Raw genomic sequence first — 15,736 nt, 5'->3', positions numbered from 1 at the left:
TGCTTATATAAAGTAATTCTAACTTAATTGAGCCGCTATACTAAATGAGGTGTTTAGAAGTGATAACTGCTGATCAAATGCTAGTCAAAAAAATAAATCAAAAGCTTATATTAAATGAAATCGTGTCCAACTCCCCTATTTCAAGAGCAAAATTATCTGAAACCATTGGGTTAAATAAATCGACTGTTTCTTCCCAGGTAACTACCTTAATTGAAAAAAATCTTATTTTCGAAATTGGACAAGGGCAATCAAGCGGAGGAAGAAAACCTGTGATGCTGGTATTCAATAAAAATGCAGGTTATTCTATTGGGATTGATATTGGTGTCGATTATCTTAATTGTATATTAACGGATTTAAAAGGAAATATTGTTCTGGAAGATTATCAGCCATTAGTTGACCAGTCCTCTGAAGATTTGAAGGATGTCTTATTCTTAAAAATTAATAACTTAAAAGCAAAAATGCCTGAATCTCCCTACGGGCTAATAGGGATTGGGTTATGTATCCCTGGACTTGTCAATACTGAGCAAAAAGTCATCTTCACTCCTAACTTGGAATGGAATTATGATTTAGACTTAAAACCTCTAATCGAACAGGAATTTAACGTACCTGTCTTTTTAGAGAATGAGGCCAATGCCGGAGCTTACGGTGAAAAAGAGTATGGAGCTGCGAAAAACTACGAAAACCTAGTTTACGTAAGCGTTCATACAGGTATTGGAGTCGGTATTATCATTAATAACGAGCTTTATCATGGAGTCCGAGGTTTTGCTGGAGAAATGGGCCATTTAACGATTGACCTGAATGGGCTCAAATGCAGTTGTGGAAATCGGGGCTGCTGGGAGCTATATGCTTCCGAGAAAGCTTTATTAAAATCATTAGCGAAAAATCAACAAGGGAAACTATCTAATCGGGAGATCATTTCTCTCGCTAACCAAAATAACCCAGACATTCTAACGGCACTTCAAAAATTTGGTTTTTACTTAGGGATTGGATTAACAAGCATATTAAATACCTTTAATCCCCAAGCCGTTATCATCCGAAACAATATTGTTGAGGCCTTGCCAATGGTATTAAACTCAATCAAAAATTCGGTGGCATCAAGAACCTACCAACAACTTGAAAATAGTTATGAACTAGTAACCTCATCCTTAGGTAAAAATGCCCCTGCCTTAGGGGCAAGCTCCATTGCAATTGGTAATTTTTTAGAATTGTTTACTGCCTAATAGTTCGCATAAAAATTTAATTAAAACTGGGAAGATGGTGTCATTATGTCATGGTTGATATTTGCGATTCTATCTGCAGTTTCAGCAGCGTTAGTTTCTATTTTTGGGAAAATCGGCTTACAAAATATTGATGCGAATACGGCCACCGCCATTCGTTCTGTCATAATGGCGCTCTTTTTAATTGGGGTTGTTAGTGTACAGGGGAATTTGGGCAAAATCCCGGAGATTATCGGACAAAGAAAAGCCTTGCTGTTTATTGTTCTTAGTGGTTTAGCCGGTGCCACTTCTTGGTTGTTTTACTTTTTAGCCTTAAAAACTGGAAAAGTATCACAGGTGGGTCCAATTGATAAACTAAGTGTCGTGATTGCGACCGTTTTAGCGATTATCTTTTTTGGAGAGAAACTTAGCCTCGTTAACGGAGTCGGGGTAGCATTAATTGCCATTGGGGTTATTTTAACTGCACTTCAATAAAGTTAAATATAAATATTAAACACAAAGTTGAAAAGATCTTGAATAAAAAAGCTTGTCTACAGAAAACCACTAGTGAACACTCACTTTGTGGTTTTATTTTTTTATGTCTGGTTTTATTTGGGCTTTTGCCGTCTCTTTAGACATGTTAGGTAAATATCATGTCAGAAAGGTCAGTTAATCTTGACTATTTGAATCAACATTCAGAAGAATTTGAGGAGGATTTATACATGGAGCTGCTCGCTTGTATTCATCAACAATTAGGTAAGTTAACAAGTCCTACACTTAAGGAGTTAGGAACTTCCTTAAAAAGGATTCCAAATCTTTATGAATTAGTCCAGCCTTTTATTACTGATCCAGACCAGTTTTCATATGGGAGGAATGTGATTTTTTTAAATGAACAATTAGAAGTAATCATAATAAATCTCCCTCCGCATATAGAAACTGCCATCCATGATCATGGTAAATCGATTGGTTGCGCAATGGTTATCGAAGGAAAACTGCTTAATTCCACTTACCGTAACAACGAGAATCAAACTGAACGAGCTGCTGCCTATTTTGTTCAAAAAGGAGATTGTCTTTTCGCACCTCAGGGTTTGATCCATAAAATGAGTAATCTTCAAGATGAACGAATGATTTCACTTCATGTCTACTCCCCTCCACTTCTTAATATGTCTAGTTATCAAGAACAAGCAGCAAGCGATATCTTACCTGATCTTGTATAAAAGTGGTCAACTCTAAAAGAGGCAAATTCTCACTTGCCTCTTTTGGGTCTAAATTAATAACTTCATACAGTTAATAAGGATGGTTTAATACTAGTTAATAAAGAACTTAAGCGACTTTTGGCCTCAGAGTCTAATTCGTAACGATTATTTTCTAATTTTTTGATTTGACTATCTAATAGAAAGGCTCCTTTTAAAATATGAGTTGCTCCTAAAGCTGTCAGAACCGGTTTTAAGGAATAATCAATCATTAATAAGTGCCCAAACGTGCCACCGACAGCAATGGGTAAAATGGTTTTCCCCTCTAGACCACTTTGCGGGAGAAGATCTAGGTAAGTTTTCAAAACACCAGAGAATGAAGCTTTATAGACCGGAGTTAATATGACGATAATGTTCGCATCCTCCACTTTTTTATTTGCCTCGATAATTTCTTTCGAATCAAACTTCGCTTGAATTAAAGCCTCTGATGGAAGATGGCGGACATTTATAATTTCAGGTACAATCCCATTCCCATTAAAATGATTGAATACCTCGTGTTGAACTCCATTTAATCTTGTTACCTCTGTAGGACTTCCAGAAATTATTGTTACTTTGCTCATCGTTAATCGTCCTTTCTTCTATTATATATATATGGATGATTTTCTATTTCGATTTTTTATTGATTATTTTTAGGGAACCTAAATTACAATGTGGATGTTGAATCTCTTTGAATGCTTTATACTCATTTTCTAGTTCCGTTAGTGATAATTCAAATAGGTGTTTATCTTCTTTCTTATATACATTAAAGGCAATTAGTTTATCGATTAACTTTTTGCGCTTATTTTCAACAGCGTCCCGAAGAATATTCCCCACCCGAATCACTCCAATTTATGAAATTAGGTATAAATGAAACGTTTTTCGTTTGGATCATAGACTTTTATAAATATAACCTAGCAAAATCAGCGCTCTAGTAATTCTCGCACACTTCCATATAAGAAATAAGCTGCTTTTAAAAGCGCTGATTCATCAACTGTAAATGCAGGATGGTGCCAATCCTCATTCCCATTGGTTCCAAAAAAGGCGAAAAACCCTGGAATTTGCTGAAGATAATAAGAAAAATCTTCCCCCGCTGTAGATGGTTCTGGATGGATGATCTCCAAGGAATGTTGTCTGGCAGCTCTTTCTACGATCTCTGTCACCGACTTATGATTAATAAGTGGCGGTGGACCTGGAAACCAGTTAAGCTCCACTTCTTGCGAAAAAGCCGCAGCAATTGAATGTACAATCGTGTAAAACCTTTTTTTCACTTCTTCTCGTACAATTGGATCAAAGGTTCGAACCGTCCCTTCCAAGCTGACATCACCCGGTATCACATTCCACGTGCTCCCTCCTATTATTTTTGTCACACTAATAACAGCACTTTGCAGCGGGGACACATTTCTGCTGACAATCGTCTGGAGGGCTGTGATCAGCTGTCCGGCAGCTACAATGGGATCATTCCCATTTTGCGGTAGTGCCGCATGACTCCCTTTACCATAAAGTACGATGTGAAAACGGTCGACTGCCGCCATTAGCGGTCCTTCTTTTATTCCTATCGTACCAACAGGTAAATCTGGTTTATTATGCAGTCCAATGATCGCTTCGACATCTTCCAATTGTCCATCCTTTATCACATGGCTGGCCCCTCCACCTAACTCCTCAGCTGGTTGAAAAAGCAAACGGACAGTGCCAACTAGAGTTGACTGACTCTCTTTTAATAGATAAGCAGCCCCAATAAGGGCGGCTGTATGAAAATCATGACCACAGGCATGCATAACACCTTTATTTTTAGAAGCATAAGGCAGTCCCGTTTGTTCTTCAATTGGCAGTGCATCAATATCTGCCCGAATCGCTACAATGGGACCAGGTTTTCCTCCTTTTATGTCGGCAAAAACACCTGTCTTCAAATCCGTTTCTCGTATCGAAATATCAGCGTCCCGAAGCCATTGTTCAATCGATTTAGTGGTTTCAAATTCTTGGTTTGATAACTCTGGATACTGATGTAAATGACGACGAATCGAGCGTAAGAATGTCTCTAATTCCTGTTGAATCATAGTAAGGGTCCTTTCTTATAAATCATATCGATAGCATTTTACCAAAATATCATGATTATAAAATTCTTTGCTATGATCACGCTTGAAGCCAAACCATTCATACAAGCGGATCGCCTTTTGCATTTTATCACCTGTGTGCAAATACAACTGGTTTGCTCCTTGCGACTTTGCAAACTGAAGACTAGCATTTATTAATGCTTGTGCTATGCCCTGTCCCTGTGCTTCCGGATGAACAGCCAATAATCGGATCACGGGTGAGAAAATCTGTAATTCTGGTCTTTGATAGGCCTTTTCTGATGAAAGAAATAGCTGTAAGGTCCCAAGAATTTGATCCTCATTTTTGGCAATTAAGATTTTTTCTACGTCTGGATTATCAACAGATGCCTTGATATTTGTTAAATACTCCTCCCAAACTTGCGCTGATTGATACTCATGCTCATACTGTTGATAACTCTCCACTAATAATTGTCGAACGGTCTCTTTTTCTTCTTCTTTTAATTCATCTATCATAATTTGATTAATTGCCATCGTTATCACCCTTTCACAATATAAATTTGTCTTTTAATTAATTTGCTCTTTTAACGGTGTAAACAAGGATTCACCTGAAATTCGTTGTAAAAAACGACGTGTACGTTCTTCCTTTGGTGCATGGAATATCTCTAACGGAGTTCCTTCCTCTACTATTACTCCCCCATCCATAAACAAAACACGGTCAGACACTTCTCTTGCAAAACTCATTTCATGTGTAACTACTACCATCGTGATGCCTTCTTGAGCTATTTCTTTAATAACGGAAAGTACTTCTCCAACTAATTCAGGATCTAAGGCAGATGTCGGTTCATCAAATAAAATGACTTCTGGATTTAGTGCTAATGCTCTAGCAATCCCTACTCTCTGCTGCTGGCCACCTGATAATTGCGACGGATAAAAATGTAATTTATCACTGAGACCCACTTTTTCCAATACTTGTTCACTTAGAATTCGGGCATCCTTTTTCTTTACTTTTTTTGCAACAATTAGTCCTTCCATTACATTTTCTACCACTGTTTTATGAGCAAATAAATTATAATGTTGAAAGACCATAGCAGATTGTTTCCTGATCGACAACATTTCCTTTTTCGTTGCCTTAATTGAATTGACCTGAGTATTGCCAATTTGCACAATACCGGCTTCGGGTCTTTCTAAGAAATTTAAGCAGCGAAGTAACGTTGTTTTCCCTGAACCACTTGGGCCAAGAATCGTCACCACCTCACCACGATTTATTTTGAGATTAATCCCTTTTAACACGGGTAAGTTGTTAAATGATTTTTTTATTTCTTTTAAAATAATCATGACACGCCTCCTCGACTATATGATGTCATCCTTTTTTCAAGTAATAACGAAATTCCCTCAACCATAATCGTCAGTCCCCAATAGATAATTCCTGCCGCGATATAGGCCTCTAAAAATTTCAAGTTAGTGGAAGCCACAATATTAGCAGCACCTGTCAACTCTTTTTCTGATACAAGAAAGGCTATCGACGAAGTGTGCAAAAATCCTACAAAAATATTAGTGAAATTTGGGATAGACTGTGCCAGCGCCTGTGGCAGGACAATTCGAAACATGGCTTGAAGTTTCGACATCCCCACCGAGTAGGCAGCTTCCAATTGACCAGTCGAAACACTAATAATCCCTGAGCGGATAATTTCTGATAAATAGGCACCTGCTGCTAATGACAGAGCAGTTAAAACAAACAAAATAATCGGGAGTTTGCTAGATTGGATATTGAATGAAAACTTTAACGATACTTGGTCTATTAATAAGGGAATTCCATAATAAATGACCATGATATGCATAATAATGGGAGTTCCTCTAAAGAATGACACATAGCCATTTGCTGCCTGGTATAGAAACTTCGTTTGATAAATCCTGACGAGTGCAACCACCATTCCGATTAAAAAACCTACTAATAAGGGAACAATTGTTAAGATTAGTGTAATGGGAAGAGATTTAATAATTTCTTTAAAAGCAGTCCATATAAAAGGAAGATCGATTGTCATGTATACCCCTCCTTACTACGCGGCAGCTGATAAATCAGCTTTCTGATAACGATTGAAATATTTTTCTAGTTTGCTAAATATCTTTTCAAACAATAAAACCACTGCATAATAGATAATAGACAAGGATATGTACACTTCCAAAGCATGAGCGGTGGCTGAAATCAGCGTATCTCCTCGGCCCACCATATCCATCACCCCAATAGTAAAAGCAAGGGAAGTGTCCTTTAAAGATCCAATCACTGAGTTTGCCAGATTTGGAAACGCAATCCGTAAGGCCTGTGGTATAACGATTCGAAAGAAGTTTTGAGTGCTGGTCATTCCTACTGAGTAGGCGGCTTCCGTCTGCCCTTTATCTACAGCGCGAATGGCTCCGCGAAAAATTTCAGAAAATCCGGCTCCATTACTAATTGCGTACGTAATAATCACAAAATAAATGGCATCTAGCTTTGAGATATCAATCTTGAAAATCATTAGAACTGCGGGTAAACCATAAAAAACCAGGAATAATTGGATTAAAATCGGTGTCCCGCGAATAAACGAAACATATAAAATGACTAGTTGATTTAAGATAGGAATTTTAAACAACCTCGGTATAGCGGCTGCTACACCGAGGATTAGTCCTAGAAAAATAGATGCTGCTAAAATCTCTAGAGTTACCCCGAGATAATGCAATAGTGTGGGTAAAAACTCAATTATTAATAAAGGATCAAACGCTTTGCCCATTGGTAACCAACCTCCAAACACTAACAATCTACGATTTAAAAGTTGACAGTATAGTCAGCTCCTAACCATTTTTTACTTAGTTCGCCAACGACCCCTTCTTTTTTCAACTCAACGAGTGCTTCGTCAATTCTCTTTTGTAGTGGTGTTTCATCTTTTCTTAGAAGAAAATAAACTTTTGAATTTAAAAGTGGTTCACCAACTACTTTTTCTTGAGCATCCACTTGCTTATTAAGGAAATCCACTGAAAATGGTGTGGTAATGGTGGCATCTGCTCTTCCTGTTTTTATTTGATTAATCGTAGAATCTGGTCCATTACCTGCATAAACAATTTGAATACCTGCGTTATGTTCCTTGTTATACTTTTCAATAAAGACAGCTGAGTTACTGGTCGGACTTACGATAACCTTTTTCCCTTTTAAATCTTTAATGGAATTAATCTCATTGTTATCTTGTTTCACTGTTACATGAAGAGGAAAAATATTATATGGTTCACTATTAAAAAGAAACTTCTTTTGCCGTTCTTCATTGACTTCCATCTGGTGGGCAATAAAATCGATCTTATTTGTTTCTAAGCTGATTAACAGGTTGGAAAACTCCATTGTTTTAAACTCAAATTTGTACTCTGGCAGTTTTTCATCTATTTTTCTAACTAGTTCCACATCATAACCGGTTAACTTTCCATTTTTATCGATAAAGCATACATTCGGAAACTGTGTACCTGTTCCCACGATTATTTTTTGTACTTTAGTTCCTCCGTTAGCTGTATTTGAGCTTGCTTTGGAAGTTTTGCTTGTTTCTTGTGACGAGCATGCCCCAGCCACTATTGAGGTTACTAGCGTTAAAGTTAATAGAAATGTTTTTTTAAATTTCATCATGAGCCCACCCTTTATTCACATTTTTCTCCAACTATTTATACAAAGTTACTAGCTGCTGTACTATGTAGTGCATCCTAATACCCTTTTGAACTAGTAAACATATGAATTTAGTCGGAATTACGTTAGACTATTTTGCTTTTGAAATTTTTCAAGTACTTCTTCAAGATGTTCGATTCCCACTTTCGTTACCCCTTCATACACTTCACCTTGACCAATTTCAACGACAGGCACATGACGAACACCATACTTAATTTCCAGAATATCTCTACGCTCATCATGATGTGTGACATCAATGGTTTCGTAACTTATTCTTTTATCTTCTAAGTATTGTTTAACTTCTCCACAATAATGACACCCTTGCTTTGCCCAAACCAAAACTGATAACTCTTTTCCCATCCTTATTCCTCCAATGCTTTTTTAGTTTGGCTGTGTTAATCTTGAATGTTGATTTCCGCTCCAGGCGGCTTCGCTCCAATCAACAGGCTAAAAATCAACAGCCTTAAGCTATTTTTAATAAAATAGGCTCCCTGTTAAAGATTTAATCTTAAATAGGGAGCCTCTAGTTGACTAGCAGGCATACAGATATATGTTTATTTTGTTTTTTCAATGGGTGATCACCTTGTTCTTGGCATTTTGGTTTTCTGGAAAAGGAATTCCAAGATTACCTCGTAAGGTTTCAGCCTCGTATTCCGTTCTAAATAGTCCTCGTTTTTGCAGAATCGGCACGACAAAGTCTACAAAATCATTCAATCCGTTGGGAACAGCTGAGCCAATAATAAACCCATCTGCTCCACCCGCTTCAAACCATTCCTGGATGAGATCCGCTACTTTATCCGGGGTTCCAAGAAAAGCAGGTCGTGGTGTTGTCTCTCTTAATGCTACCTGGCGAAGGGTTAAATTCTGTTCCTTAGCTTGCTGTTTAATACGATTTGTATGACTTTGGAAGCTATTCTTTCCTAAGTCCCCTAGTTCTGGAAATGGTTCATCCAGCGGATATTGTGAGAAATCATGATGCTCGAAATATCTGCCCAGATAATCGAGCGCTTTATCAATGGATACCAGATTTGCGATTTCTTGATATTTTCTTTCTGCCTCTTCTTCTGTGGCAGCAATAATGGGTGCAATCCCTGGAAGGATGACGAGCTCATCTGGATTACGTCCGTGATCTTTTGCTCTCGCTTTAACATCCCGATAAAATGCTGTAGCGGCTTCTAATGTTGGATGTCCTGTAAAGATCGCATCAGCTTCTTTAGCTGCAAGGTCTTTTCCTGCCTCTGAAGAACCTGCTTGAAATACGACCGGTCTGCCTTGCTTCGATCTGCCGATATTAAGTGGTCCTTGTACGGAGAAAAACTCTCCTCTGTGATTTAATGGATGCAATTTATCTGGATCAAAAAACACGCCTGTTTCTTTATCCCGAACAAAGGCATCGTCTTCCCAAGAATCCCAAAGCCCTTTCGCGACCTGCAAATATTCAGCTGCAATACGGTACCTTTTTCCATGGTCGGGATGTTCTTCAATCGTTTTACTAAAATTTAATGCCGTTTTTTCCAGCGGTGAAGTAACAACATTCCAGCCGGCCCGGCCATGACTGATATGATCAAGTGACGAAAACTGCCTTGCCACATTGAACGGTTCGCTATAGGAAGTGGATAGTGTCCCTACGAGACCAATTCTTGAGGTGACAGCAGCAAGAGCTGATAAAATCGTTAGTGGTTCAAACCGATTTAAAAAGTGTGGAATGGATTTCTCATTAATGTGCAAGCCATCTGCAATAAAGACTAAGTCAAATTTTCCTTCTTCAGCCTTTTGAGCCTGATTGGAGTAAAAATCAAAACTTACACTTGCATCTGCTTGAATAGCTGGGTGCCTCCATCCTGCAATGTTTCCGCCAACTCCATGAATAATTGCCCCAAATTTCAATTTTTTTGGATTTGACATTGAAGCTCCTCCTTTTTTACATTTAATTCTTAGTTATTTGATAGGAATACTTTTATTACGATTATCCTACCACGGAAAGAGTTGCGTTTCTATACTTTCTCTGATAGAAAAACTTATAGTTTACATTGATAAAATCTATCAAAAATATAATTGATTTAATTTAATATAATTAAACTCATCAAATTAGTTGGATTTAAAAAATAAAAAAACTTCAAAAAGACGATTATTATGGAAGTTCTTTTTAGCTCAACTAATAGTTACAAATTGATTTACTGGAAAGGGCAGCTGATAATGATCTCTCAAAGTAGAACCTGAGTAATCCATTCTAAATAACTGCCTGCGCTGTAATTCTGGGATAACTAAATCGACAAACTGGTTGAAATCTCGATTCATTATTTGCGGCATGATATTAAATCCATCTGCTGCACCGTTAAGAAACCAAAACTCAAGCTCATCGGCAATACGCTTTGGTGTCCCGCTAATTGTATAATGGCCTCTCCCACCCCCTAAGCGAATCAATAATTGTTTAAGGGTAAGATTCTCACTTTGGGTCAATTGAATGATTAAGTTTGTACGACTTTGGTGCCCTTGTGTTTCTTTCAAATCAGAAAGATTGGGGAGCGGTTCATCCAACGAAATGGATGATAGATCCACGCCGAGTCTATTCGAAAGCTGAATCATACTATGATCGAAATTCATGAATTCGGACAACTCTTCTGCTCGTTCATCGGCCTCTTCTTCTGTATTCCCAATCACAAAACTAATTCCCGGCAATATTTTCACTTGCTCAGGGTTCCTGCCATTTCCAGAAATCCTTTCTTTTACATCTTTATAAAATTCCCGTGCATCTTCAAAGGTTTGCTGAGCGGTAAAAATGGCATCAGCATAGAGGGCGGAAAAGTCCTTTCCGTCCTCTGACGTTCCTGCTTGAAAGAGAACGGGTCTTTTTTGTGGAGACCTTGGAAGGTTTAACGGTCCGCGAACATTAAAAAATTCTCCGTTATGATGAATTTCATGAACCTTTTGTTTATCTGCAAAAATACCATTCACTTTATCTAGTAAAATAGCATCATCCTCCCAACTATCCCAAAGCTTCATGCTGACTTCTATAAACTCTTTTGCTTTTCTATAGCGTTCAGAATGATCAGGAATTCCAGCAAAATTAAAATTTTGAGCCTCATGATCGGTCCCAGAAGTAATAATATTCCATCCTGCTCGCCCATTGCTCAAAAAATCAAGGGACGAAAATCTCCGCGCTACATTATAGGGCTCATTAAAACTGGTTGAAACTGTTCCAATTAATCCAATTCGGTTGGTAACAGATGCGATTGCTGATAATAATGTTGTTGGTTCAAAAGAAATGAGCGAGCCATGTTCAACAGCCTTTGGTGAAGTAGAAATACGATCGGCTAAAAAGATAGAATCCATTTTTGCCTGTTCTGCTTTTTGAGCCAATTGTTTGTAATAAGTGAAGTCCATCAATCGATGAGACAACGATTCTGGATATCGCCAGGAGACCTCATGATGTCCCATATTATATAAAAATAAATTTAAATGCATGGTACGCACTTGATTGCTCATTGATAACTCCTCTCGATCAGAACACGACTAGGTGAGATAAAAATAATGGCTAAGATTCCACCACTGCCTGCTCCACTTCCCAAACTGTACTAGGAACCTCGCGTTCAAGCACTGGGATCACTTCCGCCGCAAACCTCTCCAGCTGCTCATATTGTTCTTCCTTACTTATGCCTCCTACACTTATACTTTGTACCTGGTGTCCAAACGCTTGATGGTATTTAAGGATTTTTTCGATGACAAACTCTGGACTTCCTATTAGAGCTGAGCCGTTTTGGATGTGATCCCTAAGATCCTTGAATGGAGACTGATTATGTTTTGCTGCTTCTGTTGTCATTTGACTATCATAGTAGGGCTGAAAACGGGTAATGGCTTCTTCCGTTGTATTGGCCAAATACAAACTGCCAGCACCAGCACCGACAATGGCTTTAGTTGAATCATAACCATAGAACTCTAGTCGTTCCCGATAATGGTCAATTAATTCTTTATATTTGGCCATTGGATGGAAAGCATTAGATGAAAAGATCGGTTCACCATTTTTTGCTGCTAATTCTGTAGAAAGTGGACTGGATGCACTGCCATGCCAAATAGGAATCTGTTTTTGATACGGTCTTGGTTCTGTTGTAATATTATTTAATGGAGAACGGTAGGTCCCTTCCCATGAGACATTTTCTTCAGACCATAAGCGTTTCAGCAGATCATAGCGCTCAGCAAGTGAAATCCATTGCTCTTCCTCAGTAATTCCAAATAACGGGAAATGGCGCGGATCATTTCCTTTTCCAATCATCATCTCTAATCTTCCTCCGGACAGATGATCAAGTGTGGCATAATCCTCTGCTACTCGCACTGGATCAAGAACACTTAAAACTGATACGGTTGGCAGTAAGCGTATCTTTGAGGTTCTGGCTGCAATTGCGGTTAACATTACGGCTGGTGAGGAGGATAAAAATGGAGGTCCATGCCTTTCACCGACACCATAGCCATCAAATCCAAGAGTTTCAGCAAAAACAGCCTGGTCAATGACAAGCTGAATCCTTTCTTGAGAAGTTAAAGTCTCTCCTGTTACACCATTTGGATGATTACTCATTAAATCAAATAATACAAATTTCATTTATATCTTCTCCCTTTTTTATCCTTCATCTTAGCTGAATTACAAAGGATGGTGGCAAGCAGCCCAATGCCCTTTTGTAACTTCCCTGAATTGCGGCTGTTCTTCTCGACAACGCGCAGTAGCTGCCGGGCAGCGATTATGAAATCTGCAGCCACTTGGAGGATTCGCGGGAGATGGTATTTCTCCCTGAATAGAGAGCCGTTCTCTAGCGTAAGCAGGAATTGCGACTGGAATCGAATCAATTAAACCTTTTGTATAGTGGTGGGCGGGATGCAAAAACAATTCTTCACTATCTGCCATTTCCACTAATTGACCTAAATACATAACACCAATCCGATTTGAGATATGCCGGACAATATTTAACCCATGTGCGATAAATAAATAAGTTAAGTTCCTCTCCCTCTGTAAATCCTGCAATAAATTCACAATTTGCGCCTGAACTGATACATCTAAAGCCGAGACCGCTTCATCCGCTAAGACAAACTGAGGGTTTAGTGCAATAGCTCTAGCGATCGCAATCCGCTGACGCTGTCCTCCTGAAAATTCATGAGGATAGCGATCAAATCCGCCTTTATTAAGACCAACAATCTCTAATAATTCTTGAACTCTCTCATTCTTTTCTTTAACATTAAGTGATTCATGAACCTGAAGAGGCTCTCCTATGATATCTCCAACCTTCCAGCGTGGATTGACAGAACCATATGGGTCTTGATAAATCACTTGCATGTCCTTCCGTTTTTCACGCAATTCTTTTGCCCCTAATAGTGACAAATCCTGCCCTTCGAAAAAGACTTTTCCACTGGATTGTTTTTCAAGCTGCAAAAGGACGCGGCCTAAAGTCGATTTTCCACTGCCTGATTCTCCAACTAGACCAAATGTCTCCCCTTTTTCAATGGTGAAAGATACATTGTCAACCGCTCCAATCCAGGATTGGTTTCGAGAAAATACGTTCTTGCTAATCGGATAATATTTACTTAATTCCTGAACCTTAAACAAAGGTTCACCAGATTGTTTTTGGATATCTTCTTTTTCAGAGAGTACGACTGCTTTTTCTTCTTCAATAGGCTGTTTCCCATTTTCGGACTGTAAAATCTCCCTTGCATACCAGCAAGCCGTATCTCGATTATTCACTTCCATTAACGGTGGCGACTCCTTTGAACAAAGATCGGTTGCAAAGGGACAGCGCGGATGAAACTGACAGCCCGATAGCGCGTCAGCCAATCCTGGAATAGATCCCTTAATAGCATAAAGTTTTTTACTTCGATCGCTCTCCATTGTCGTAATCGACTGAAGTAATCCACGTGTATAAGGATGATGGGGCAGTTCAAACAATTGTTCTGCCGTTGCATGCTCGACAATCCGACCAGCATACATGACAATGATCCGATCCGCCATTTCAGCCGCAACGCCCATATCATGAGTAATTAAAAGAATCGACATACCAAACTCTTCTTTCAACTCTTGAAGCAGTTGTAGTATTTGAGCTTGAATGGTGACATCAAGTGCTGTCGTTGGTTCATCCGCTATGAGAAGATCAGGACCGCAAGCAAGCGCCATCGCTACCATTGCCCGTTGCAGCATTCCTCCAGATAACTCGTTTGGATATTGTTTTAATCGTATTTCCGCATCGGATATGCCAACTCTATTTAACAAATAAAGCGCACGCTCCTTGGCTTGCCATTTAGTAGATTGTTTATTTTCAAGAATGGTTTCGATGATTTGACTTCCAATCGTAAACACGGGATCAAAAGCAGCCATCGGTTCCTGAAAAATCATAGCCACCTTCTTACCTCGAATCGAACGGAGCTTTTTTTGCGGTAATTGGGTGAGGTCCATTCCATCTAGTACAATGCTGCCATTTGAAATCTTGCCATTTTCATAATCAATGAGCCGCATGATGGCTTTCGAGGTAACACTCTTGCCACTTCCAGATTCCCCAACAATGCAAACCGTCTCCCCGACTTTAATATGCAGCGATACATCTTTTATGGCTGTAAGATCACGGCCTTTCATTGTAAAATCAACTTTTAAATGTTGAATATCGAGCAGCTTTTCCATCTAAAGTTCCTCCTTTACCTCGTACGGCTTGTTTTTGGATCAAAAGTATCTCGAAGTTTATCGCCAATAATATTTACAGAGAGAACAAAAAGGGTAATGGCTAAGCCAGGGAAGGTAGAAATCCACCAGCCAACAGTCAAATATCCGCGTCCCTGGGAAAGGAGTGCGCCCCAATCAGGAATTTCTTTGATGACACCTAAGCCAAGAAAGCTCAGTCCTGATCCAATTAAAATAGAGGACCCGAGACCAATGGTCGCCATGACTAACAACGGGGACCAGGAATTCGGTAATAAATGCCAAAGAAAAATTCTCCATTCAGGTGTTCCAATTGAGCGAGATGCGTCTACATATTGGCGTTTCTTAATCGAAAGCATCTGCCCTCTCATTACTCGTGCGTATCCTGGTATAGAAGCGGCTGCAACAGCTAATACAATATTAAATAAGCCAGGTCCAAGTGCAGCAGCAATAGCTAATGCCAACAGAACACCTGGGATGGTCATCAAAATTTCAATAAACCGCATAAAAACAACATCGATTAATCCGCCAAAATAACCGGATATTGCCCCGATCGTCCCGCCAATCAGTCCACCTATGAGAACGGATGCCAGACCAATGATAAGGGAGTCCCGGCTTCCATAGATTACTAGGCTATACACATCTCTGCCAAAATAATCGGTTCCGAACCAATGTGCTGAACTTGGTGCACTTAAAATAAGTGATGTATCCATGTAGGTTGGAGAAAAAGGCGCAATCCACTTTGGAAATAATGCAGAGGCGATGATGAATAGGACAATCATTCCTGCTGCATAAATAAACAGGCTTGAAACGGAGAAGTTAGTTTTTAATCTTGTAAACTTCCATTTTGGTACTTGGAGCACCGTTTTGGTGTTAACCACTTCCTTCATTATATAGTCCCTCCTGTTTTTAAT

Annotated in this window: 17 protein-coding genes; 3 read left to right on the top strand and 14 right to left on the bottom strand. The window is 39.0% G+C overall.

Features of this window, described 5'->3' with window-relative positions; all coding sequences use genetic code 11:
- Positions 1 to 44 precede the first annotated feature (44 nt).
- The 3 genes from L1999_RS10810 (at position 45) to L1999_RS10800 (ending at position 2,413) form a co-directional block, all read left to right on the top strand.
- Positions 45 to 1,220 carry an ROK family protein gene (locus L1999_RS10810; RefSeq protein WP_430540011.1) on the top strand — a complete coding sequence of 392 codons (1,176 nt, stop codon included), beginning with the start codon at positions 45 to 47 and terminating at the stop codon, positions 1,218 to 1,220.
- Positions 1,221 to 1,262: 42 nt separating this feature from the next.
- Positions 1,263 to 1,691 carry an EamA family transporter gene (locus L1999_RS10805; RefSeq protein ID WP_215041232.1) on the top strand — a complete coding sequence of 143 codons (429 nt, stop codon included), beginning with the start codon at positions 1,263 to 1,265 and terminating at the stop codon, positions 1,689 to 1,691.
- A 227-nt stretch (positions 1,692 to 1,918) separates the two neighbouring features.
- Positions 1,919 to 2,413 (top strand): cysteine dioxygenase, encoded by a 495-nt coding sequence (locus L1999_RS10800; protein WP_235744315.1) that lies wholly within the window; start codon positions 1,919 to 1,921, stop codon positions 2,411 to 2,413.
- 62 nt (positions 2,414 to 2,475) lie between these two features.
- Here L1999_RS10800 and ssuE read toward each other — a convergent pair whose 3' ends face one another.
- The 14 genes from ssuE to L1999_RS10730 form a co-directional block, all read right to left on the bottom strand.
- On the bottom strand, positions 2,476 to 3,009 hold the full coding sequence (ssuE, locus tag L1999_RS10795) for an NADPH-dependent FMN reductase (protein WP_235743542.1): 534 nt from the start codon (positions 3,007 to 3,009) through the stop codon (positions 2,476 to 2,478).
- 43 nt (positions 3,010 to 3,052) lie between these two features.
- Positions 3,053 to 3,262, bottom strand: a complete 210-nt coding sequence (locus tag L1999_RS10790) for a Fur-regulated basic protein FbpA (protein ID WP_235743541.1) — start codon at positions 3,260 to 3,262, stop codon at positions 3,053 to 3,055.
- 86 nt (positions 3,263 to 3,348) lie between these two features.
- Positions 3,349 to 4,482, bottom strand: coding sequence for an amidohydrolase (locus tag L1999_RS10785; protein ID WP_235743540.1), 1,134 nt, complete (start codon positions 4,480 to 4,482; stop codon positions 3,349 to 3,351).
- 15 nt (positions 4,483 to 4,497) lie between these two features.
- On the bottom strand, positions 4,498 to 5,010 hold the full coding sequence (locus tag L1999_RS10780; protein WP_235743539.1) for a GNAT family N-acetyltransferase: 513 nt from the start codon (positions 5,008 to 5,010) through the stop codon (positions 4,498 to 4,500).
- Between the two features lie 33 nt (positions 5,011 to 5,043).
- On the bottom strand, positions 5,044 to 5,814 hold the full coding sequence (locus tag L1999_RS10775; RefSeq protein ID WP_235743538.1) for an amino acid ABC transporter ATP-binding protein: 771 nt from the start codon (positions 5,812 to 5,814) through the stop codon (positions 5,044 to 5,046).
- Positions 5,811 to 6,521 carry an amino acid ABC transporter permease gene (locus tag L1999_RS10770; RefSeq protein ID WP_235743537.1) on the bottom strand — a complete coding sequence of 237 codons (711 nt, stop codon included), beginning with the start codon at positions 6,519 to 6,521 and terminating at the stop codon, positions 5,811 to 5,813. Before L1999_RS10770 ends, L1999_RS10775 begins: the two co-directional genes overlap by 4 nt.
- Before the next feature lie 15 nt (positions 6,522 to 6,536).
- Positions 6,537 to 7,244 (bottom strand): amino acid ABC transporter permease, encoded by a 708-nt coding sequence (locus L1999_RS10765; protein ID WP_235743536.1) that lies wholly within the window; start codon positions 7,242 to 7,244, stop codon positions 6,537 to 6,539.
- Between the two features lie 35 nt (positions 7,245 to 7,279).
- On the bottom strand, positions 7,280 to 8,116 hold the full coding sequence (locus L1999_RS10760) for an amino acid ABC transporter substrate-binding protein (RefSeq protein WP_235744314.1): 837 nt from the start codon (positions 8,114 to 8,116) through the stop codon (positions 7,280 to 7,282).
- A gap of 120 nt (positions 8,117 to 8,236) precedes the next feature.
- A complete protein-coding gene (locus tag L1999_RS10755; RefSeq protein ID WP_235743535.1) occupies positions 8,237 to 8,515 on the bottom strand; it encodes a glutaredoxin family protein in 279 nt (92 codons plus the stop codon).
- A 207-nt stretch (positions 8,516 to 8,722) separates the two neighbouring features.
- Positions 8,723 to 10,060, bottom strand: a complete 1,338-nt coding sequence (locus L1999_RS10750; protein ID WP_235743534.1) for an LLM class flavin-dependent oxidoreductase — start codon at positions 10,058 to 10,060, stop codon at positions 8,723 to 8,725.
- Positions 10,061 to 10,306: 246 nt separating this feature from the next.
- Positions 10,307 to 11,641 carry an LLM class flavin-dependent oxidoreductase gene (locus L1999_RS10745; protein WP_235743533.1) on the bottom strand — a complete coding sequence of 445 codons (1,335 nt, stop codon included), beginning with the start codon at positions 11,639 to 11,641 and terminating at the stop codon, positions 10,307 to 10,309.
- Between the two features lie 49 nt (positions 11,642 to 11,690).
- Positions 11,691 to 12,749, bottom strand: coding sequence for an LLM class flavin-dependent oxidoreductase (locus L1999_RS10740; RefSeq protein WP_235743532.1), 1,059 nt, complete (start codon positions 12,747 to 12,749; stop codon positions 11,691 to 11,693).
- Positions 12,750 to 12,788: 39 nt separating this feature from the next.
- Positions 12,789 to 14,807, bottom strand: coding sequence for an ABC transporter ATP-binding protein (locus tag L1999_RS10735; RefSeq protein ID WP_235743531.1), 2,019 nt, complete (start codon positions 14,805 to 14,807; stop codon positions 12,789 to 12,791).
- Between the two features lie 14 nt (positions 14,808 to 14,821).
- Positions 14,822 to 15,712, bottom strand: coding sequence for an ABC transporter permease (locus L1999_RS10730; RefSeq protein ID WP_235743530.1), 891 nt, complete (start codon positions 15,710 to 15,712; stop codon positions 14,822 to 14,824).
- Positions 15,713 to 15,736 lie beyond the last annotated feature (24 nt).

The sequence above is a fragment of the Neobacillus drentensis genome (genome assembly GCF_021560175.1).
In the GTDB taxonomy this organism is placed as follows: domain Bacteria; phylum Bacillota; class Bacilli; order Bacillales; family Cytobacillaceae; genus Neobacillus; species Neobacillus drentensis_A.
The sequence above is the reverse complement of the archived record's forward strand: the minus strand, read 5'-3'. Positions and strand labels throughout refer to the sequence as shown.